This is a genomic window from Sorangium sp. So ce1036 (genome assembly GCF_051369805.1).
In the GTDB taxonomy this organism is placed as follows: Bacteria; Myxococcota_A; Polyangia; order Polyangiales; family Polyangiaceae; genus Sorangium; species Sorangium cellulosum_F.
Window position 1 is genome coordinate 8,426,862 of record NZ_JBBMOX010000001.1, and the last position, 20,019, is coordinate 8,446,880.

17 protein-coding genes and 1 pseudogene are annotated in these 20,019 nt (G+C 72.1%); 6 read left to right on the top strand and 12 right to left on the bottom strand.

The window, feature by feature from the left end; all coding sequences use genetic code 11:
- Positions 1–6: 6 nt before the first annotated feature.
- The 3 genes from WMF31_RS31710 to WMF31_RS31720 all read left to right on the top strand — a co-directional run bounded on the left by WMF31_RS31710 (position 7) and on the right by WMF31_RS31720 (position 3,626).
- Positions 7–1,212: a DUF5924 family protein gene (locus WMF31_RS31710; protein ID WP_436605526.1), complete on the top strand. Its 1,206-nt coding sequence runs from the start codon at positions 7–9 to the stop codon at positions 1,210–1,212.
- On the top strand, positions 1,209–2,036 hold the full coding sequence (locus WMF31_RS31715; RefSeq protein ID WP_436605527.1) for a hypothetical protein: 828 nt from the start codon (positions 1,209–1,211) through the stop codon (positions 2,034–2,036). Before WMF31_RS31710 ends, WMF31_RS31715 begins: the two co-directional genes overlap by 4 nt.
- An 837-nt stretch (positions 2,037–2,873) precedes the next feature.
- Positions 2,874–3,626 (top strand): sialate O-acetylesterase, encoded by a 753-nt coding sequence (locus WMF31_RS31720; RefSeq protein WP_242515888.1) that lies wholly within the window; start codon positions 2,874–2,876, stop codon positions 3,624–3,626.
- A gap of 230 nt (positions 3,627–3,856) precedes the next feature.
- Here the strand turns inward: WMF31_RS31720 and WMF31_RS31725 are convergent, their stop codons facing one another.
- The 10 genes and pseudogenes from WMF31_RS31725 to WMF31_RS31770 all read right to left on the bottom strand — a co-directional run bounded on the left by WMF31_RS31725 (position 3,857) and on the right by WMF31_RS31770 (position 12,360).
- On the bottom strand, positions 3,857–4,600 hold the full coding sequence (locus WMF31_RS31725; RefSeq protein ID WP_436605528.1) for a c-type cytochrome: 744 nt from the start codon (positions 4,598–4,600) through the stop codon (positions 3,857–3,859).
- Between the two features lie 963 nt (positions 4,601–5,563).
- Positions 5,564–5,704 (bottom strand): hypothetical protein, encoded by a 141-nt coding sequence (locus WMF31_RS31730; RefSeq protein WP_436605529.1) that lies wholly within the window; start codon positions 5,702–5,704, stop codon positions 5,564–5,566.
- Positions 5,705–5,901: 197 nt separating this feature from the next.
- A complete protein-coding gene (locus WMF31_RS31735; protein WP_436605530.1) occupies positions 5,902–6,084 on the bottom strand; it encodes a hypothetical protein in 183 nt (60 codons plus the stop codon).
- Positions 6,085–6,431: 347 nt separating this feature from the next.
- On the bottom strand, positions 6,432–6,767 hold the full coding sequence (locus WMF31_RS31740; protein WP_436605531.1) for an RNA recognition motif domain-containing protein: 336 nt from the start codon (positions 6,765–6,767) through the stop codon (positions 6,432–6,434).
- A 654-nt stretch (positions 6,768–7,421) separates the two neighbouring features.
- Positions 7,422–7,652, bottom strand: coding sequence for a VF530 family DNA-binding protein (locus WMF31_RS31745; RefSeq protein ID WP_436605532.1), 231 nt, complete (start codon positions 7,650–7,652; stop codon positions 7,422–7,424).
- A gap of 139 nt (positions 7,653–7,791) precedes the next feature.
- Positions 7,792–8,350 (bottom strand): annotated as a pseudogene (locus WMF31_RS31750) (IS5 family transposase); the annotation flags it as partial.
- A 689-nt stretch (positions 8,351–9,039) separates the two neighbouring features.
- Positions 9,040–9,630, bottom strand: a complete 591-nt coding sequence (locus WMF31_RS31755; RefSeq protein WP_436605533.1) for a hypothetical protein — start codon at positions 9,628–9,630, stop codon at positions 9,040–9,042.
- A complete protein-coding gene (locus WMF31_RS31760; RefSeq protein ID WP_436605534.1) occupies positions 9,627–10,148 on the bottom strand; it encodes a hypothetical protein in 522 nt (173 codons plus the stop codon). Before WMF31_RS31760 ends, WMF31_RS31755 begins: the two co-directional genes overlap by 4 nt.
- 151 nt (positions 10,149–10,299) lie before the next feature.
- Complete coding sequence (locus WMF31_RS31765; RefSeq protein WP_436605535.1) at positions 10,300–11,520, bottom strand: formimidoylglutamate deiminase; 1,221 nt, start codon at positions 11,518–11,520, stop codon at positions 10,300–10,302.
- Between the two features lie 129 nt (positions 11,521–11,649).
- Positions 11,650–12,360 (bottom strand): type 1 glutamine amidotransferase domain-containing protein, encoded by a 711-nt coding sequence (locus WMF31_RS31770; protein ID WP_436605536.1) that lies wholly within the window; start codon positions 12,358–12,360, stop codon positions 11,650–11,652.
- A 118-nt stretch (positions 12,361–12,478) separates the two neighbouring features.
- Here WMF31_RS31770 and WMF31_RS31775 point away from each other — a divergent pair, with 118 nt between their 5' ends.
- On the top strand, positions 12,479–13,387 hold the full coding sequence (locus WMF31_RS31775; RefSeq protein WP_436605537.1) for a LysR family transcriptional regulator: 909 nt from the start codon (positions 12,479–12,481) through the stop codon (positions 13,385–13,387).
- A 222-nt stretch (positions 13,388–13,609) separates the two neighbouring features.
- On the opposite strand, the gene WMF31_RS31780 is transcribed toward WMF31_RS31775, so the two are convergent.
- Positions 13,610–15,604: a sulfatase-like hydrolase/transferase gene (locus WMF31_RS31780; protein WP_436605538.1), complete on the bottom strand. Its 1,995-nt coding sequence runs from the start codon at positions 15,602–15,604 to the stop codon at positions 13,610–13,612.
- 5 nt (positions 15,605–15,609) lie between these two features.
- Positions 15,610–17,661: a sulfatase-like hydrolase/transferase gene (locus WMF31_RS31785; protein WP_436605539.1), complete on the bottom strand. Its 2,052-nt coding sequence runs from the start codon at positions 17,659–17,661 to the stop codon at positions 15,610–15,612.
- A gap of 153 nt (positions 17,662–17,814) precedes the next feature.
- Here WMF31_RS31785 and WMF31_RS31790 point away from each other — a divergent pair, with 153 nt between their 5' ends.
- Both WMF31_RS31790 and WMF31_RS31795 read left to right on the top strand, forming a co-directional pair.
- Positions 17,815–19,146 carry a SprT-like domain-containing protein gene (locus WMF31_RS31790; RefSeq protein ID WP_436605540.1) on the top strand — a complete coding sequence of 444 codons (1,332 nt, stop codon included), beginning with the start codon at positions 17,815–17,817 and terminating at the stop codon, positions 19,144–19,146.
- 114 nt (positions 19,147–19,260) lie between these two features.
- Positions 19,261–19,725, top strand: coding sequence for an SRPBCC family protein (locus tag WMF31_RS31795; RefSeq protein ID WP_436605541.1), 465 nt, complete (start codon positions 19,261–19,263; stop codon positions 19,723–19,725).
- Positions 19,726–20,019: the final 294 nt, after the last annotated feature.

Here is a 20,019-nt window from a genome sequence, read left to right on the forward strand (position 1 = left end):
CTGCGCATGCCGCCCAGGCCCGCCGCCCCTGGCGCGGAGCCCGAGGACCGCACGATCAAGGTCCCCGAGCGGCAGGCCCGATCCGCAGAGGATGACGCGCCGACCGTCAAGGCCGAGCCCAGGGCGCCCTCGAGCGATCCCGCTGCGGGCGCCGGGGCCGAGGAGGGCCCGCCCGCGGACCTCCGCTCCTCGGTCCGCGCCTTCCTCAAGCGACACCACAGGAAGCTCTGGTGGCTGCACACCGCCTATGCGCTCGGCCTCGGCGCCTTCGTGGTGGCGTTCGCGCAGAAGGGGTTCCAGAACGCCCGCTTCCTCGCCGTCTCGGTCAGCGTCGCGTGGCTGCTCGTGCTCCTGTTCTTCCGGCTCTTCGGCACCGGCGCCCGCCAGGATTTCGCGACGGCGTGGCGCGGCGCGCGGCTCCGCTTCCTCGTGATGACCTATGTCCTGAAGAACCTCTATCAGGGCATGCTCTTCTTCCTGCTCCCGTTCTACTGGAAGAGCGCCAGCCTCGACGCGCCGAACCGCTGGTTCGTCCTCCTCCTCGGCGCCTGCGCCGTGCTCTCGACGCTCGATCTCGTCTTCGACCGCGTGCTCATGCGCTGGAAGACGCTCGCCTCGGTGTTTTACGGGGTGACGCTCTTCGCGTGCCTGAACCTCGTCATCCCGGCGCTCTTCCCCGACACCCGGACGCTCTACACGCTGCTCTCGGCCGCGCTCGTGTCCGTGCTCGGCTTCTGCACGCTGCACCTGCCGTTCGGCGCCCTCTGGAGCAGGGTGGGCGCGGTGTTCCTCGTCCTCGCGTCCGCCGCGGGGGTCGGGCTCGCCTACGGGACGCGGGAGCTCATCCCGCCGGTGCCGATGCACCTGTCGACCGCGGCCGTGGGCCCCACCGTGCTCCCGGACGGCCGGCTCGCGATGTCGGTCACGTCGCTCCACGCCTCGGTCATCCGGCAGCTCCTCGCGGTGACGGACGTGGTGGTGCCCGGCGGCGACGGCGACCGCCTGCACCATGTCTGGCGGCACGAGGGGCGCGAGGTCTACCGCGCGCCCGAGGAGACGCTGCGCGTCCCGGGGCCGGAGGGCGCGGTGCGGCTCAAGTCGCAGCTCGCGGGCGGGCGCATGCCGCGCCGCCTGACCGGCCACTGGACCGTGGACGTCGAGACGGAGGACGGCCAGCTCGTCGGCCGCACCTCGTTCGAGGTCACGGAATGAGCGCCCCGCTCCGGGCCGACCGCCCCTCGGGCGCGCCCCGCGCGCGCTGGTTCGACGCCGGCAACCTCGCGAACGGGTTCCTCGTGTTCGGCAACGTCGTCACGGGCTTCATCGCGGTCGGCAACGTCGCGCGCGGCTTCATCGCGATCGGCAACGTCGCCGTCGGCGTCATCGCGATCGGCAACGTCGCCGTGGGCGTGGTCGGGGGGTTCGGGGCGACGATCGCCGTCGGCGCGATCGCCGCCGCGGGCGTGTTCGGCTTCCCGGTGCTCGACGGGGTGGCGGGCGTGGCCAGCGCGCTCGAGCTGCACCCGCTGCTGTCGGTGCTCCCGCTCGGCCTCTGGGTGCTCGCCGCGCGCCTGTTCCCCGGGCGGCGCGCGCCCCGGCCGGGCCCGCGCCCCGCGCTCGCGCCGCTCGGCGCGCTGCTCTGCGGCGCGCGGGACGAGGGCTGGGTCAAGGCCCGCGTCGAGCGCGCGGGCGAGGGCGCGCTCCGGCTGACGGCGCGCGGCGGATCGGTCGAGCTTCCGATGGCGCCGGCGGCGCGGCGCGCGGCCGCGGCGCTGCTCGCGGACGGCCGCGGCGCGCGGCTGCTGGTGCAGGTGCGGGCGGAGGAGCGCATCCGCGGCGGCGAGCGCGGCTACCGCGCGGCGCCGGAGCGCGAGCGGGTCCTCACCGCGGCGGATCTGGCGGCGCCGCCTGCGTGGGTGCCGCCGTGGATCAACGGCGCCGAGGTGCAGTGGTGGCTCGCGCGCGCGTGGGGCGTCGGGGCGGCGGCGGCGCTCGTCCTGCGGGCGGCGCAGCTCGTGGCGGGCGCCCTCGGCTGAGCGGCCGCGGCGGCCTCGGCCGCGTCGCTCGCGAGCGTCGTGTGCGGCTCGCTCCAGCGCGATCCACGGCTTCGAGATCCTGCAAGCGCGCTGGGTGATACGAGCAGCCAGGCACACCGAGCGGCTCGCCGATTTCGCGACGCAGCGCGTTTGCCTCGTGTTGAGTCCCCTGCGTTGCCCGCGCGGCGCGCCCGTTTCAAGTATCCGCGGTCCCGGACCGTGAAACCGCTTCGCCTCGAAAGGACCGGTCGGCGCTCGCGGCGCACGGAAGGACGTGCCGCCGTCGACGATGGAAGAATCCATCGATGACGGCCTTCTCCCCGCGTCGCCCCAGGCCGAATCCTGGATGCCAGGCTCCCGAGTTGCGATAGATTATGCCTCGGCGCTGAGCTCTTTGCGGGCGAGGTTCGCCCTGCCGGCATCGCGCCGCCGGCCCACCAATTCCGCCCTTCCGTTCTGATCGCGCCTCGGCGCGATGAGGCAATGACCATGACCCAGATGAACCGCACACTCCGAGGCACCGCCAGATTCCTCCTCTTCCCATTTCTCGCCATCATTGCCGCGTCCGGATGTGGCGAGTCCTCTTCGCCCGGCTCGACCGGTGATGTCGGCAACACCGGAGGGGCCGGTCCGGGGACCGGAGGCCCCTCGACGGGGAGCACCAACGCGGGGACCGGAGGCGCCTCGACGGGGAGCACCAACGCGGGGACCGGAGGCGCCTCGACGGGGAGCACCAACGCGGGGACCGGAGGCGCCTCGACGGGGAGCACCAACGCGGGGACCGGAGGCGCCTCGACGGGGAGCACCAACGCGGGGACCGGAGGCGCCTCGACGGGCGTGACCGGATCGGGTGGCGGCGCGGCAGGCACCGGCGGCGCACCGAGCTCGAGTCCGACGTTCCACATCTTCATGCTCATGGGCCAGTCGAACATGGCTGGCGTCGCAGACAAACAGGCCAGTGACCAGAACACTGACGAGCGGCTCAAGGTCCTCGGCGGATGCAACCAGCCGGCCGGACAGTGGAACCTGGCCAATCCGCCGCTCAGCGATTGCCCTGGTGAAAAGGGATGGAACCTGTCGACGGCGGTCGACCCCGGCATATGGTTCGGCAAGACCCTGCTCGAAAAGCTGCCCGAGGGGGACACGATCGGGTTGGTCGCTACTGCTGAGAGCGGCGAGTCGATCAACACGTTCATCTCTGGTGGCTCACATCACCAGATGATCTTGAACAAGATCGCCAAGGCGAAGACGGCCGAGAACGCGCGCTTCGCGGGCATTATCTTTCACCAGGGCGAGTCCGACAATGGCCAGAGCTCATGGCCTGGCAAGGTCGTTCAGCTCTATAACGAGGTGAAAGCGGCCTGGGGTGTCGACTACGACGTTCCCTTCATCCTCGGGGAGCTGCCTGCAGGCGGATGTTGCAGCGGGCATAACAGCCTCGTGCACCAGGCGGCCGACATGCTGCCTGATGGATACTGGGTCAGTCAGCAGGGGACCAAGGTCATGGATCAGTACCACTTCGATCATGCGTCCGTTGTCCTCATGGGCACGCGTTATGGTGAGAAGATGATCGAAGCGCTGGGGTGGTGACGAAGCGGCGCTCGGCGAGCGTCCGCGCGACCGAGGCCGCTCGAGTCCCCGGGGCTCGAGCGGCCTTCCTCGCGTTCGAGGCGGGGGATCGAGCGGTCCCGGGCCCTCCCGTCCACCGGTCGAGCGCTCCTCTCCCGTGACACCGCATTGTCGTCGTCCCATGCGCGCGCTCGGGCGGCGCGGCGGGCAGATCGGCGGCCGGGAGATCGAGCACATTTCCCGCAGGTGTGCTAGTTCGCCTCCGGCTGCAGGGGCAGCGTCTGGGCGTACGCGCCGAGGTCGCCCAGCACCTCCGGGCTTTCGGCCAGCGGCGGCATCGCCGTCCCGGGCTGACCGAAGCGGACTTTGTGCAGGAACTCGTGCGGGTTGTCGTTCGCGATCAGACCCGGGAAGTCCTCGAACCCCGGCTCGCCGCCGACGACCGTGGTGTTGAGCCCCTGCGGTCCGTGGCAGCTCACGCAAGTCGACTGGAACGTCTGCTCACCCGCCTCGGCGTCACGGATGAACTTGCCGTCCGGACCGATGTACTTGCTCGTGTCGATCGTCCACTCGCTGACGAACACCGCCAGATCTCTGAGCTCCTGCTCGCCGAGCACCGCCCCGAAGGCGTGCCCGCCTGCATCCGCGAGCAAGTCGACGATCTCGGCCTGCGTCTTCCGCGTGCCGAGCACACCGGCGATTCCGGTGCGATGACCGCCGCTGCCGTACGCGCCGTCCTTGCCCTCGTAGTCCCAGCCGTGACACTCCTTGCACCGCCACGTGTCCGCGCCGGAGCGCGTGTTGCTCGCAGTGTCCGGCCGGCTCGCCCACAGCGGGTGATCGGTGCCAGGCGCCTCGGCGCCGATCACCGCCCACCAGTTGTCGTAAAGGGCGCCGCCCCGGACCCCGTCGCCGTCGACCTCTCCGCCCGCGCCGCCTCCGTCGCCGTCGCCGCAGGCGCCAGCCCCGATGACCATCAACACAGCTGCAATCACGCGTCTCATAAGTCTCACAAATTTCTCCTCGTGTCGTATATAAGCTCGGTCGGGTACAGGAAACGGTACGGGACGCCGGTGCCGGAGGCGAAACGCCGCTGCTCACCGACGTCCCACCTCTGATGGAACCAGGTGGATCGCAGACTGGGCGTCACGCCGACCCGCGCGTACAACAAGGCGATACAATTGCATGCCACCACAAGAGGCTTGACTTTCAAGTAGCGTCTGGCCTTCCTGGCCTCGCCGCGAGGAATGCCCCGAGGTCCCGGCGTACGTCCATCGCGCGAATGTAATGCGATCGCCGGGCGCGAGCCATCGTGAACATCACAGCTCCGCGAGCGCGTGGACGCTCTCCCGTGGGATCGCGCGCCCGGCATTCCGCGGCTCCCAGCGGGAGCCCGGGCCGCGCGCAGGGCTCCTCGCCACCGCTGGCTCGGTCACAGCACCTCGCGCTCGCCACGCGCGCAGGCGTCCGCGCGCGGCGCGGAGGCGCCGCCCGCCACGGTCCTATGGAACGAGGCCGGCGCGAGGAGCGTGGAGCCGGGCTCCGCGGGGAGCGGGGCTACCGGATCTCCGTCGATGGACGCCGGCGCGGCGCGCGCGGAGCCTGATGCCCCAGCCCAAGGGAGAGGGCGAACACGAAAGAAATCGCCAAGCTGGGAGGTCGGTGGAACCTCGTAACTCCGTGCGAGGAGGACGGCGCAACGGCGCGACCGATCGCGGACGACGCGCGGGCCCCGGTCGTCACATTACCCGCAGTGGCGGGGCGGAGCCGAGGAGAGCACCGCCGGCTTCGTGCGCCTGACCGAGGAGGACGGGCGCACCGCGCTGGCCTCGCCCGATTTCGCCGGCAACTCCGCATTCAGCGTCGCCAGCGAGGCGAGCTGGTGCGGCTCCCCCCATCACGAGCAGGGATCGGGCTCGGGGCGAGCTCCACTTTGGGGAGGGCGCGGGAACAACGGGTCAGCGCGTCGTCGCGTCGACGCCCTTTCGCCACGCGCTGCGGGCGCTCGCGTATGTCGTCCGGACGGCGAGCTCGCGCTCGACCTCGGTGATCGCGGGCAGCTTGCGGCAATGCATCTCGACGTGGAGGGCGCCATCCACGCGCGCTCGTGCCTCACGCAAAGTCCCCGGCCAGCCCCCGGCCGCGCGACGCCCCTCCCGCAGCAGCTCCTGTCGACACCCGTCAGCCCACGTGCGTCCGAGCGATTCGGCGCTTTGCTCGATGAGCGCCCGCCGCGCCGCCGAGACCTCCGAGGTGACGTCGCCCTCGGCCGGCGCGCTCCCCTCGATCGCGGGCCTCAATCGACCACCTGCGGCTGAGGTCCCGGGACGATCCCCGCGATATCCGGATCTTCCCCCGGCACATGGGCGCCGCTCGCCCCCTTGTCATTGCGGCGCTCGAGGCGGTTCGCCGTCTTCTCGCGCTGCTTCTCGATACGAGCGCGCTCTTTCTGTCGCTTCAACGCGGTCTGTCGTTGCATGATGACTCCATCCCAGGACGCCCCCGAACGGGCGTGTTGGTTGACGCGAGCGCTCCGCGGTCATCGGGAGCTCCACCCGGACCGGTTCTATGCACGAAGCGCATCCGCTCACGGTCCACCGAGGGACTCGACAACAAGCGTGGATCCTCGCCGGAAAGATCCATGGATTTTGGACCCGCGAGCCTGCGAGGTCACCCTCCGCGACGCGCCCGGCAATCTGCCTGAATCCGGCGACTGGCTCACCCGCGAGCTCTATCGATGAGCCCCCAAAGAGAAGCGGCGGACCTTCGGGGGTCCGCCGCCCTATGTCGACCGAACGAGCGGGGTCGACCGAACGAGCGGGGCGATCAGTAGCGATCGCGGCCGCCACCGCCGAAGCCGCGACCGCCGCCGAAGCCGCGACCGCCGCCGAAGCCGCGACCGCCGCCGCCGGCCGGGCGCTCCTGCGCCTCGTTCACCTTGAGCGAGCGCCCATCGAGCATCATGCCGTTGAGCTGCGAGATCGCGCTGTTCGCCGCCTGGGCCGAGCCCATCGTGACGAAGGCGAACCCGCGCGGCTGGCCGGTCTCGCGGTCGGTCGGCATCGCGACCTCCCGGACCTCACCACTGCCGGCGAACGCGGTCTCGAGGGACTCGCGCGTGGTGCTGTAGGAAAGATTGCCAACGTAAAGACGATTACCCATGATACATTGCTTTCACGGCCTACAGATGCGCTCCTGAGCGCTCTTCGCCTGCCATTCGATGAAGCCGCTGCGGGTCGAACGGTGACGTGCCGCGCAGCGAAACCTGCGCAAGCACACGGTGCGTCGTCCAGTCATCCGCGCGAGCAACAATCTCCCTCGTAAAGTAGGGAGAGAGAAAGCATCGTGTCGAGAGCCAGTGACGTCGTGAGGGAGGGGCAGGGTACTCCGCTACCACGCGACATGCAAGCAGCACCGCGTCGGTTTTTCGTTTTTCCCCCTCCCCCGCAGCGGCTCGCGGCGAACCTGCGCCTTTCGACCCTCGGCGTGGGGGGCCCGCGCAGCGCCGCGCCGGGTCATCGGCGATGGATGAGCCTGCCGCTGTCGAGACCCCAGCGCGACCCGCCGATGATCCCGCTACGACGCGGAGGGTACTCCCGCGCAGTCGCATCCAGGTGCTCGCGCGAGTCGGCAGGTGTGACGCACCCGACGCAACTGACGCGGGCCGTCTGCCCAGGCGCCCCCGCCACGGTTCGAACCCACGACCTTGGCCTCAGGAAAGCCCCGCTCCATCCGCCGAGCAACCGCGGCTCGCGGTGATCACGACACCGAGCCGCTCCCGGATCCCGGTGCTCGGCGTGCGATCGAGCGGGCCGGTCAAGGGCCGGGCTTGGCCTTGTCCCGAAGGTAGAGCGCCTCCACCTGCTGCCGGGCCCACGGGGTCCGTCGCAGGAATTGCAGGCTCGATTTGATGCTGGGATCGTACTTGAAGCAGCGAATGTCGATCATGCGCCCGAGCTGCTCCCAGCCGTGCTGCGCGACCAGGTGCTCGAGGATCATCTGGAGCGTGATGCCGTGAAGAGGATTGTTGGGCTGGGGCTGAGTCATATCGATGCTCGGGGGGCGATCGCCCCGGAGGGCCGGGTGAGCCTGCGGTGTAGCACGTCGCGCGGCGGCCGCCGCATCGCCCCTTCTGGAGGCCCCCCACGCCGGGAGCCTCGGCATCAGCCAAGCGCAGGGCCGGGTCGTCGTAGGCCTGATCGGCGTGCAGCTTGTTCGGGCGGCGCCGCGATCGGCCGCAAGGACGCGCGATCGGCGGCACCGGATCCACCATCGGCGTGGACATCCTGGATGTCATGGACGTTGCCGGCATCGTCTCGACGGCGAGCGGGATACCATTCTGATTGGCCAGGAGGTGGTCCTTCGCGCCCGGCCGGCCGCGATCCGTGGGGTTCGGGCCAGTCTCTTCACCCCCTTTTTGCCGGAACCAGCGAGGCATCCAGCGCTGGACGCTCCCAATTGATCTTGTCGGCTCTGCCGAGCTCATCAAGCAAGGCCTTGTGGAGCCGACTCCAAACGCCAGCCTGTTGCCAGTCGCGCAACCTGCGCCAGCACGTCATGCCGCTGCAGCCGAGCTCTTGCGGGAGATATTCCCAAGGAATCCCCGTCTTGCGCACGAACAAGATCCCCGTCAGGGTGATCCGATCAGGCGTGCGCGGCCGGCCGCCCTGCGGCTTTGGCTCGGTCTTCGGCAACAGAGGTTCGATTCGTCTCCAGAGTTCGTCCGGCACCAACAGCTTTCCCATACGTGCAATCGAATGCGTGCGCCGCTCGTCTCATGCGAACGGGCGTTCGGGCGAGGTCATCGGGCTATTGTTAGGTGCTCTTACTACCATGCCCGCCCTTCCCCTCGCCCAGCCCCTTCCGTTCTCCCCGACGCTTTGCCGGGATCGCCCCCACCTCCGCCGCTCGCTTCCCCGCCTCGGGCGCTGCCCCCCCCGGCTCGCCGCGCTCGCGCCCCGCCACGCGCCACGCCGTCCCCGTCTCCGCCCTCTCATCCCCCGCCTCGCCCGACTCATCCCCCACCTCGCCGCGCTCACCCCCCACCTCCCACGCCTCATTTTCCGCGGGGCCCCCGCCCCCCGGGCCGGGGGCGACACCTGCCGACCAGGGGGATCCGCCCTTCCGTCCGCGGTCCCGCTCGATCGCGCCGGTACCCCCATCCCGCGACCCCCGCCGCCCCCGCGTCGCGCCCCCGCGTCGCTCTCCCGAGAGCGGGGGTCACCCTTGCGCACCCAGGACGTAAGCTCCAGGCCAGCTCCCCGTCTGCCCGAGGCCCGGACGAGATCACGTCGGGCAGCCGTCACGGGGCCGCGCGGGGCCGCCCCCCGGATCCACCGTCTCCCTCGACGAGATCTACCGCGACGCGCTCGGGCCGTCCGCCACACCCTCGTGAGCGATCTCCCACGCGCCCTTCCCGCAGAGCGCTCGCGCCTCAGCGCTGCCCTGCGCCGGGGAGGTTCTTCGCCGCCACATCTCCGACGCGTCCGTCGAACGGGCTGGCCACGGTGACGTACGGCGTCAGCCATGAGAGACGCTGCTTGAGCCGGTCGCTCCGCTCCTTTTGCCAGACTTCCCTCTTCTTGATGGGCTCGGCCGCGCGCAGGTCTGGATCGGCGATCCACGCGATCACGTGCACGCGCGGCTTCCGTTCGATGAGCAGCCGAGCGCAGCTCTCCACCCAGGGCTCGGTGCCCAGCTTGCCGGCGCCGACCAGGCCGGCGATGGTATCGCGTACTTTGCACGCGATGGCGACAGGCAGCTCGTGGACCTGCCGCCTCTTCGTCTCGATGGGATACCCCCGATAGTCCTTCACCTCGATGAGATCGATCCGGTCGTCGCGCACCCCGACGATATCCACTGCTTTCGACCCCACACGAACCAGAGCCCCCGTGGTCTCGTCGGTCCACTCGCCCTGGAGCTTGCCGACTCCGCTCAGGAAGGCGCGGCTGTCGTCCCACTTCTCCGCCAAGGTCCAGCTCTCGCCGAGCTCGAACCGGATCCTCTCCACGTCGATGGCCTTCACCGCGGGGGCTCACCCGGCGCGAAGAGGGCCTGTTGCTCCCGCTCGTGCAGCGACGCAATGGCATCGAGGATCGCGTTGTGCTGGAGCTCGGCGAGCCGCTGGCCGCGCTCGACGAGGACGTCATGCCCGTCGCGGCGGAGCGCGAAGAAAGCGGCATCCCCGGGGCGCAGGGCGCCCGTGTCGACCTTCAACGACAGCTCCGAGGTGAGCGCATAGTCGTGCGTGGCGATGAAGACCTGCGCGCCCGCGTGCGCGAGCCCGGCGGCGGTGTCGCTGGTGAGACGAGCGCGCTTCGGGTTGAGGTTCGCCTCGGGCTCGTCCCAGAGCAAGTAACCATCGTCGGAGAGCGAGCCATTGATGAGCAGGTAGGCGATCATCGTCACCTCCATGTCGTCCGCCGGATAGTCGAGATAGAAGCGCCCATCCCTCATGAAGACCTTCCCACCGAGCTCCTGCTCGATGGGGTCGAGGAGCTCCGCGGGTCCGCGAGACCGGAGCGGCTTCAGCCCGAGCGCCACGCAGAGATCGTGAACCCGCGGAGGGTGAGCCGGGTGAGCTTCATCGAGCGCGCAGTCTACTGGACTCCACGTGCGCCTGCGAGCGGGGTCCGGGCTCGGACGAGCGAGCGCGAGGCAACCAGCCTTCGTCCGTGCTCGTGAAGAGCACGGCTCACCCCGCCACGATCGCCGGGCTCCCGCTGAACACCACCGCATCCAGGAGCCGCTCCTCCCGCACCAGCGCGAGCGCCGGCGCGTCACGGCCTATCGAGACGCTGCCCCCCGCGTCCGCGAACCCGCACGCCTCGGCCCCCCGCAGCGAGCCGATCTCCCAGAGCGCCTCCGCCGGCGTCCTCCCGCCCTCGCCCCGCAGCGTCACGCGCCGCCCCGTCCGCAGCCGCTCGCCGAGCTCGACGCCCCGGAGGTCCTCGAACGGATCGGTGAGCACGTGGCTGTCGACCCCCACGCACAGCCGCACGCCCGCCCCGAGCAGCGCGCCCACGTCGGGCAGCCCGTCGCCGAGGTCGCGCTCGGTGGTGGGGCACAGGCACGCGAACGCCCCCGCCGCGCCGAGCAGCGCCGGCTCGTGCGGCGCGAGGTGCGTCGCGTGCACCGCCACGAAGCGCTCGCTCAGGACGCCGTGGTCGGCCAGGAGCTCCACCGGGCGCCGCCCCGTCTCCGCGAGGCACGCCTCGATCTCGGCGGGCTGCTCCGCCACGTGCATGTGCAGCATGAGCCCGTGCGCCGCGGCGTACCGCGAGACCTCGCCGAGCCACGCCGGCGGCACCGCGCGCACGCTGTGCGGCGCGACCCCGACGCGCACCTCGTCGCAGCCCGCGTAGCGCGCCCGCAGCGCGTCGACGTCGGCGAGCGCCGCGTCGAGCGAGCCGTCCGAGAAGCGCCGCTGCGCCCCCTCGGGCGGCCGGCCCGCGCCGGCGCGCGCGTAGACGACCCGGAGCAGCGCGATCCGGAGGCCCTCCTCGCGCGCGGCCTCGATCACCGCGTCCGCGAGGATCGTGCGATCCGCGTAGGGCGCGCCGCCCGGCTGGTGGTGCACGTAGTGGAACTCGCCCACGGTGCGGACGCCCGCGGCGCGGAGCTCGCGATAGGCCACCTTCGAGATCGCGTGAATGGACTCCGGCGTGAGCGCGTCGGCGAGCGCGTACATCGCGCTTCGCCACGACCAGAAGTCGTCCGCCCCCTTCGCCCCGGCCGCCGCCCTCGCCCCGGCCGCCCCCTTCGGCCCGGGCCGCTGCGCCTCGCCGCGCATCCCGCGCTGGAACGCGTGGGAGTGGGCGCTCGCGAGCGCCGGCAGCTCGATGGCGCGCGCGGTCAGCCGCATCGCCGCGCGGCCGCCCGGGGCGCCGGGGGGATCACCCGTCGTCGTGCTCATCGCCGAAGAGCACCCCGACTCGAAGCTCGATGCAACCCGGGGCGCGCCGGTCGTCCGGAGCGCTCATGGCCAGTCCCACCGGGCGGTGGGCCCCCGGCGTGTCCCACCACCTCCCGGCGGCGCGCCGCCTCAGGCGATCACCCGGCCGGGAGCGGCCCCCTTCTGCTCGGCCAGCGCCGCGAGCGTCTCCTGCGCGACCAGGGCCGACGACGCCGGGTTCTGCCCGGTGACGAGCCGGCCATCCCGGACGGCGAACGGCTTCCACATCGGGCCGCGCTCGTAGCGCCCGCCCAGCGCACGCAGCCGCGACTCCAGCGCGAACGGGACGACCCCGGCGAGGCCGACGGCCTGCTCCTCCTCGTCGGAGAACGCGCTCACGCGCCGCCCCTTCACGAGCGGCTCGCCGCTCGCCAGCCGGACGCCCACGAGCGCGCCCGGGCCGTGGCACACCGCGGCGACCACCTTGCCCCGGTCGAACGCCCCGCCGAGCAGCCGCGCCGCCGCGGCGTCGCTCGCGAGATCCCACATCACGCCGTGGCCGCCGACGACGAAATACGCGTCGTGATCGGCGGACACGGCGTCGAGGCGGAGCGTCGACGCGAGCCTCGCCTGCGCCCGCTCGTCCGCGAGGAACCACTGCACCGCCTCCGACGGGTCCGACGCGCTCTTCGGATCTGCGGGCGGCCTGCCGCCCTCCGGAGAGGCGATGTCGACGTCGGCCCCCGCCTCGACGAAGGCGCGGTACGGGGCCGCGAGCTCCTCGAGCCAGAACCCGGTCTGCTGCCCTGTCTCGCCGAGGCGTTCGTGGCTCGTGACGATCATGAGAATCCTCGTGTTCATGGGGGCTCGCTCCTCTGCGCTCGACGCCCCGAGGCGCTCGGGGCCGCGGCGACGGAGGGGAGCATGCGCCGCCCCGACCGTGCAGACCAGCGAGACGATCTCACGCTATAGATGAGCGATGCTCATCAATTACGAGCTGCTCCGCACGCTGCTCGAGGCGGGCACGGGGCCCACCTTCACCGAGGCGGCGCGGCGCCGCCGCGTCACGCCGTCGGCCGTGAGCCACCAGATCAAGGCGCTGGAGGCGCAGCTCGGCGTCCCGCTGTTCGAGCGGGTCGGGCGGAGCGCGCGGCTCCTGCCGGCGGCCGAGGGCCTCGTGCTCGCGCTGCGCGACGCGTTCGCGCGCATCGACGACGCGCTCGCGGCCGTGTCGGACGACCACCACGCCGTGCGGGGCGTCGTGCGCATCGGCGGGCCGGGCCCGTTCTCGCGCATGTGGCTGCGGCCCCGGCTCGCGCGGCTCCTGCGCGCGCACCCGGAGCTCGTCGTCGACGTGCGCTTCGACGTGCCCTCGGTGCTCACGCGGCGCCTGCTCGCGGGGGACGACGATCTCGGCATCCTGGTGAGCGCCCCGGGCGACCCGGCGCTCGAGGCGCGGCCGATCTACGTGGAGGAGTTCTCGGCGGTCGCGTCGCCCGCGTACCTGAAAGCGCACGGCCGCCCGGAGACGGCGCGGGAGCTCGCGGCGCACAGGTTCGTGGTCTTCGACGAGGATCTGGCGATGCACGCCGCGTGGTGGCGGGCCGCGTTCGGCAAGAAGGAGCCCCTGCCGCCGAGGATCGCGTGCCGCATCAGGAGCCTCGACGAGATGCTCGCGCTCGCGGCCGCGGGGGTCGGGATCGCGGTCTTGCCGGATTACTTCATCGCCGACGCGGTCGCGGCGGGAGAGGTCGCGGTGGTGCGGCCGCGGCCCGGCAAGGGGCGCCGGGGCGCCCGGAACACGATCCACCTCGCCTGGCGGAAGGGCGCGACGCAGAGCGCCCGCTTCCGGGCCGTCCAGGCGGCGCTGCTGGACGAGGCCCGCTGAGCGAAACGCGCGCCTGCCGGAGCGCGCCACCGATCACCACCGTGGTCGTGAAGTGGTCGTGGACGTGAACGTCTCATCATCCGTCACATCTCGCTCAAGCCCTCGAAATGATTGGACTTTGCTCTCTGGGCGAATGCGAGGGATTTCGCGTGGTTAGGCGAGATGTGATGGACGCTCAGACGTCTACGTCTACGTTGGTGGGCGCTGGGGGGCCCGGACAGGCTAATCCCCCCAGTCGACCTCCGGCCTCCCCGGCGGCGTCACGTTGGGCATCTCGTGAAAGAGCGCCCGCGCCAGATCCGGCAGCGGCGCGCAGGCCTGCTCGCCCAGGTTGGTCAGCTCCAGCGGGTCCTCCAGCACATTGAAGCAGTGGAACTCGCCGTCCCACTCCCGCGCCTCGATCTTCAGCGGCCCCTGCATCATCCCCCAGTTCCGGAAGGCGCACCCCCAGAGCCACGTGCAGTTCGTGAGCGGCACCGGCCCCACCGTGCGCTCCGGCCGCGTCAGCGGGTGCCCCATCATCCGGGCGCGGAACGGCGCGAGCAAAGGCTCGTCCCACAGGCCCATCAGGTCGAGGAACGTCGGCGCGAGATCCAGGTGCCAGACGAAATCGTCCTTCGCCCCCGCGATGCTCGCCCGCTCCTCCGGGGTGAGCGTCCCCTCCGGCGCGTCGATCCACGTGGGGACGAGGATCTCCTCGTCCCACAGCGAGCTCGTGTGGCCGAGCTGCCAGTGCTCCCGGAACGACTCGCCATGATCCGACGTGTACACGATGACCGTGCGATCCCCGCCCGGCGCGGCCCGGATGTGCTCGATGAGCCGCCCGACCGCCATGTCCGACAGGTACACGACGTTCTTGTAGTAGTTCAGGAAGTGCTCGTTCTTCTCGGGCGTCTTGTTCAGCTCGCTCGGCTGAAACGGCGAATGGCGCGGATCGCTCACGTACGGAAAATGCACGTTCGAGTAATGGACGACCGCGAAGAACGGCTCGACCAGATCGTCCCACTCCTCGATCACGCGATCCGTGAGCAGCCGGTCATACGCGCCGTAATCGAGATCCGCGCCCGGATCGAGCTCGGTCGCCACCGCGCGGTGCGAGACCGGGATGTCCTGCACGTAGAGCCGCGCGTTGCCGAACATGAGGTTCTGGCTCGTCCAGTACGCCGTGTCCCACCCGGCCGCGTGCGCGTAATCCCAGAGCAGCGGGGCGGAATGGAGCACCTCGCGGCGCTCCGTCGGCGACACGCCCGACCAGAGGTTCGAGATGGAGATGGCCGTGGTCGAGGCGTGGGCCCGCATCTGCAAGAGCGGCATCCGGCCCGGCGCCGCGGCGTTGGAGAACGGCGTCGCCAGGTCGCACGCGGGGTCGTGCTCGACGCACGTCACGTCCGCGCGCTGGCTCTCCTGCAGGAGGAGCAGCACGTTCCGCGGCCGCGCGGGCCGCGCCGTGAGCCGCGGGACGCGCTCCGGATCGCGGCGCTGCACCCGCAGATCCGGGGAGTCGTCCGTGATGCCGAGGTGCTCCTTCACCACCGCGGTCACGCCGTGGAAGTAGATCATGTCCGCCGACGACGACTGGATCACCCGGTAGCTCACCGGGATCTGGGTCACGCCCACGAGCGCGAGGGGCACGAGGGCCTGGGTGATGCGCCGCGAGAGCCGCCGCGGGCGCACGCGCTGGCGGCACAGCCGGAGCGCCGCGGCGGAGAGGCCGATCGCGAGCGCGAAGTGGGCGATCACGCGCGCGTCGCCGAGCGGGAGCGTGCCCACCAGCGACCAGGGGATCGACCGCGAGTGGATCTGGGAGTCGATCGAGCAGTAGATGTTGTAGAAGGCGTGAAAGCCCCCCTGGACGCCGCACGCCAGCGTGAACAGGGCGGCGAACAGGCCGCCCGCCACGCGGCGCATCACGCCGCGGCGCCCCGAGGCGGCGTGGAGCAGGACGGCCCAGAACGCCATCGACGCGGCGACGGTCGCGGCGTAGCCCGCCGCGTGCAGCCGGTCGAACGTGAGCAGGTGCCGCCCGCGCCGCGCCACGTCGGCGACGAGGAAGACGAGCGCCGGCGAGGCGAGGAGGGCAAGGCCGAGCAGCCGGCGCCGGCGCCGCGCCGCCCGCCGCGCCGCGCGAGGGCGGGGAGCGCGCGCCGGGGCGCCGGCCGAGGGGGACGCGGGCGGCTCGCGGCGCGCGCCGCGGTCTTCTGCGCGGGGGAGCGGCATCCGGCTCAGTCGCGGCGAGGCCCCGCCGCGCCGGCGCGCAGGTGGAGCGGGACATCGACCTTGCCGGCGGGGCCGCCGTAGATCGCGTCCGCGAGCCGGGGCAGGTCGCCGCAGGCGGCGGGGCCGAGGTCGCGCTGCTCGCCGGGGTCGGCGAGCACGTCGTAGCAGTGCCAGGTGGTGTCCCAGGCGCGGGATTCGAGCTTCATCCTGCCGCGCATCATCCCCCAGTTCCTGAACGCGCAGCCCCAGATCCCGGTGCAGTTCGTGAGCGCGAGCGCCGCGGGCCCCGGCGACGGGCGGAGCAGGCTGTGGCCGACCATCGCCGCACGGTACTCCGCGAACGCCGGCTCGTCCCACAGGCCCATCAGATCGAGCACCGTCGGCGTCACGTCGGTGTGGAAGACGAGCTCGTCCCGCGCCGCCCGGAGCGCGCTCTCCTCCTCGACCGTCAGCGTGCCCGGCGGCGCGTCGATCCAGGCGGGCACCCGGATCTCCTCGTCGAGGATCGAGCCCGTGTGGCCGAGCTGACTGTGCTCCCGGAACGCCTCGCCGTGATCCGAGGTGAAGAGGATCACCGTGCGATCGCCGATGGGGGCGCTCCGGACGAAGCGGATGAGCTCCGCGATCGCCGCGTCCTGCCGGCGGACCGCGTTCAGGTAGAAGTTGCGGTACGCCTCGTTGTCGTCCGGCGCCTTGCTCTCCAGGGCGGGCTGGAACGGCGCGTCCTCCGGATCGACCAGGTACGGGACGTGGGTGTTGCCGAAGTGGGCGACGGCGAAGAACGGCTCGCGCAGCGTGAGGATCTCCGACGCCACGCGATCCGTGAGCAGCCGGTCGTCGGCGCCGAGGTCGATGTCCGCGAGCGGATCGAGCTCGGTCGCGCCGCACTGGTGCGTGACCGGCAGGTCCTGCACGTACAGGCGCGAGTTGGCGAACATCATGTGGTGGCTCGTCCAGTAGGCGCTGTCGAAGCCGGCGGCGTCCGCGTAGTCGAAGAGCAGCGGCGCCGTGTGGAGCGCCTCGCGGGTCGCGATCGGCTGGAGGCCGGACCAGAGCACGGCGAGCCCGATCGCCGTGGTCGAGGCGTTCGAGCGCATCTGCGTGAGCGGCAGCCTGCCCGGCGTCGCCTCGTCGATGCGGGGCGTGCCCCGGCACCCGCCGGCGTCGCCCGTGGCGGGGCGCGCCGAGCACGAGGCGTCGGCGCGCACGCTCTCGGTCAGGAGGAAGAGCACGTTGCGCCGCGGCCCCTCGGCCGGGGTCACCTCCGGCAGCGCGGGGGGCGTGCGGAGCCCGGGGCGCACCTGCGCCGTGGTCTGGACGCCGACGAGCTCCTTGAGGAGGCCGCCGATGGCGTGGAAGTAGATGACGTCCGGCGTGGAGGCCTGCACCGTGCGGTAGGAGCAGGGCAGGGCCAGCGCGGCGAGGACGGCCGCGGGCGCGGCGAGGCGGGCGGCGCGGGCCCACGGCGTGCGGCGCTGCGGGACGATCCGCCGGCCCATCCACACGAGCGCGCACGCGAGGACGAGCGGCGGGAGGACCGCGCGGAGGAAGTGCTCGCCGTCGGCCCGGAGCTGGCCGAAGAGGCTCGCCGCGAGCGAGGTCCCGAAGAGCGTGGCGTCGAGGTTGAGGTACGTCGCGTACTGGCGGTGGAAGTAGAGCTGGCCGCCCAGGGACAGCGTCGCGAGCGCCACGAAGAGCAGCGCCGCGATCCACCGGTACGCGCCCCGCCGCGACGAGGCCGCGTACAGCAGGAGCCCCCAGAGCGCGGCGCTCTCGATCATCGCGCCGAGGTAGCTCGCCACGTGCTTGCCGCTCAGGTCGAGCAGGCGATCGCCGCGGATCCGGACGTCCACGAGGACGACGAGCAGCAGCGGGACCGACAGGAACAGGCGGCCGTAGCGGCGCCGGGCGCGGGCGAGGGCCCGCAGCCGCGCGCGCGGCGCGGCGCGATCCGCGCCCGCGGCGCGGCCCGACCCGCGGCCCGCGTCGCGCGAGGAAGGGCTGGGGGCGTCCGCTTCGGCCGCCCGGAGCTCGTTCAACACCTTGGAGCGGAACACGGCAGGCGCGCGAGTTTATCCAGGACGTGGCGCATCTGGAACGTTTCTGCGGCGCGGCGGTGACGGCGCGGTGGCGCCGCCGGGCGGGCGGGCGCGCCTGGGACGCGAAAACCCTTCGACAGCCGCCCGGGGCGTGCCATGAGAGGCGTCCGAATGGCGGAGCAGCTCTTCCTGAACGGGTTGCGCGGCGACCGGCGGGGCGCGGAGGCCGCCGCGCCGCCGGCCGAACCGTCCACCACCACGAGCGAGCAGGCCGAGCCGGCGCCGCCCCCCGGCGCGCAGGCGCCCGCGCCGCCCCCCGACGCGCAGGCGCCCGCGCCGCCCCCCGACGCGCAGGCGCCCGCGCCGCCGCACGAGGCGGCGAAGCGGCTCGGCGCCGAGCTGGAGGCGGCGCTCGTGCGCGAGCTCATGGCGGCCTACCAGAGCCTCAACTACACGCATTTCCGGCGGAAGCTCCGGTCGGCCTCCATCGAGCTGTCCGACGCCGCGAGCCGGCTCGGGCGGTGGGTCTCGGAGGCGCGCGCGATCGAGATCTCGCGGCCGCTCGTCCTCTCGCAGCCGTGGGGGGTCGTGATCGAGGTGCTCAAGCACGAGATGGCGCACCAGTACGTGCACGAGGTGCTGCGCGTCACGGACGAGGCGGCGCACGGGCCGGCGTTCCGCGACGTGTGCGCGAAGCTCGGCATCGACGCGAACGCGTCCGGGATGCCGGCCACGGGGCCGTCGCCGTTCGATCCGGGCGGGCCGGGGCGCGGCGACGGCGGGGCGGAGGGCGCCGGCGCGGACGCCCGGATCCTCGACCGCATCGCGCGGCTGCTCGCGCTCGCCGAGAGCCCGAACGCCAACGAGGCGCAGTCGGCGATGAGCGCCGCGCAGCGGCTGATGCTGAAGTACAACCTCGACGTCGCGAAGGCGCGCGCCGCGCGGCAGTACGGCTTCCGGCACCTGGGCACGCCGAGCGGGCGCGTGGGCGAGAGCGAGCGCATCGTCGGGGGCATCCTCGGGAAGCACTTCTTCGTCGAGGCGATCTGGGTGCCTGTCTACGTGCCGCTCGAGGGCAAGCGGGGCAGCGTCCTCGAGATCTGCGGGACCCCGGCGAACCTCGAGATGGCGGCCTACGTGCACGCGTTCCTGCACCACACGGCCGAGCAGCTCTGGAGCGAGCACAAGCGGAGCCTCGGCGTGAAGGGCAACAAGGACCGCCGCACGTTCCTGGCGGGCGTGATGCTGGGGTTCCTCGAGAAGCTGAACGCGGAGCGCAAGGCGTCCGCCGAGCAAGGGCTGGTCTGGGTGCAGGACGCCGACCTGGACAGCTATTACCGGCGGCGGCACCCGCACGTGCAGCACCTGCGCCACGCGGGCAACCAGCGGACGGCGGCGCACGCGCACGGCCGCGAGGCGGGCCGCAAGATCGTCCTGCACCGCCCGATGCAGGGCGAGACCGGCGAGCGGGGCAAGCTGCTGCCGCCGGGCAAGAAGGGCTGAGCCCCCGGGCGGCCCGGGTGGCGACGCCGGGCGCGGGCGCCGCCGGCGTTGACGGGGGAGGAGCGGCTCCGGCACGATGGCCGCGTCTGCGCCGAGGCCCAGGAGGACAACGAGATGCCGCTCCGATTCACGATTGAAGAGCGATTCGATGCGTCGCCCGAGGAGGTCTTCCGGCTCGCGACCGATATCGACTCGTTCGGCGACTGGATGCCCAACTTCGTGCGGGTGGAGAAGCTCACGGGCGACACCGTCGGCAAGGGCGCGATGTGGCGTGAGACCCGGAAGATGTTCGGCAAGGAATCGACCGAGCAATTCGAGGTGACGGCGGCGGAGCCCGGCAAGACGCTGGACCTCTTCGTCGACGGGCAGAAGGGCACCACCGGACGAGGGGAGTACCGCTTTCGCTACATCTTCGAGCCCCAGGGCGAGGGCACGCTGCTCAGGATGGATGGCGAGATCGCCGGGATGGGCTGGTTCATGGAGACGGTCGGTCGCCTGTTCATCGGCAGCTTCAAGAAGGCCGTGCACGGCGACCTCAAGGCGATGAAGACGCACCTGGAGCGGCGGCGCGCGAGCTAGCGCTCGCGTCACCCAGGTTCGTCCCGGGGTCGTCGCGGAGGGGCCGGAGCGCAGGTGGGCCACAAAGGGGCTTGCCGGAGCGCAGGCCCCTGGAGCGACGACCCCGGGACGAACCTGGGCGACAACGTGCCAGCACCACCCACCGGCGAGCGTGCCCCACCGGCCGGCGCATGCCGCCTTGCGCCATCACCCCATCCGCGCGAGGCCCGTCCGTCTTTGTTGACCCGATGCCCGGCGCCAGGCACCATCCGCCGCGCCCGCGCGCTCCGGCCTGCCTCGATGAGGCCCGATCCG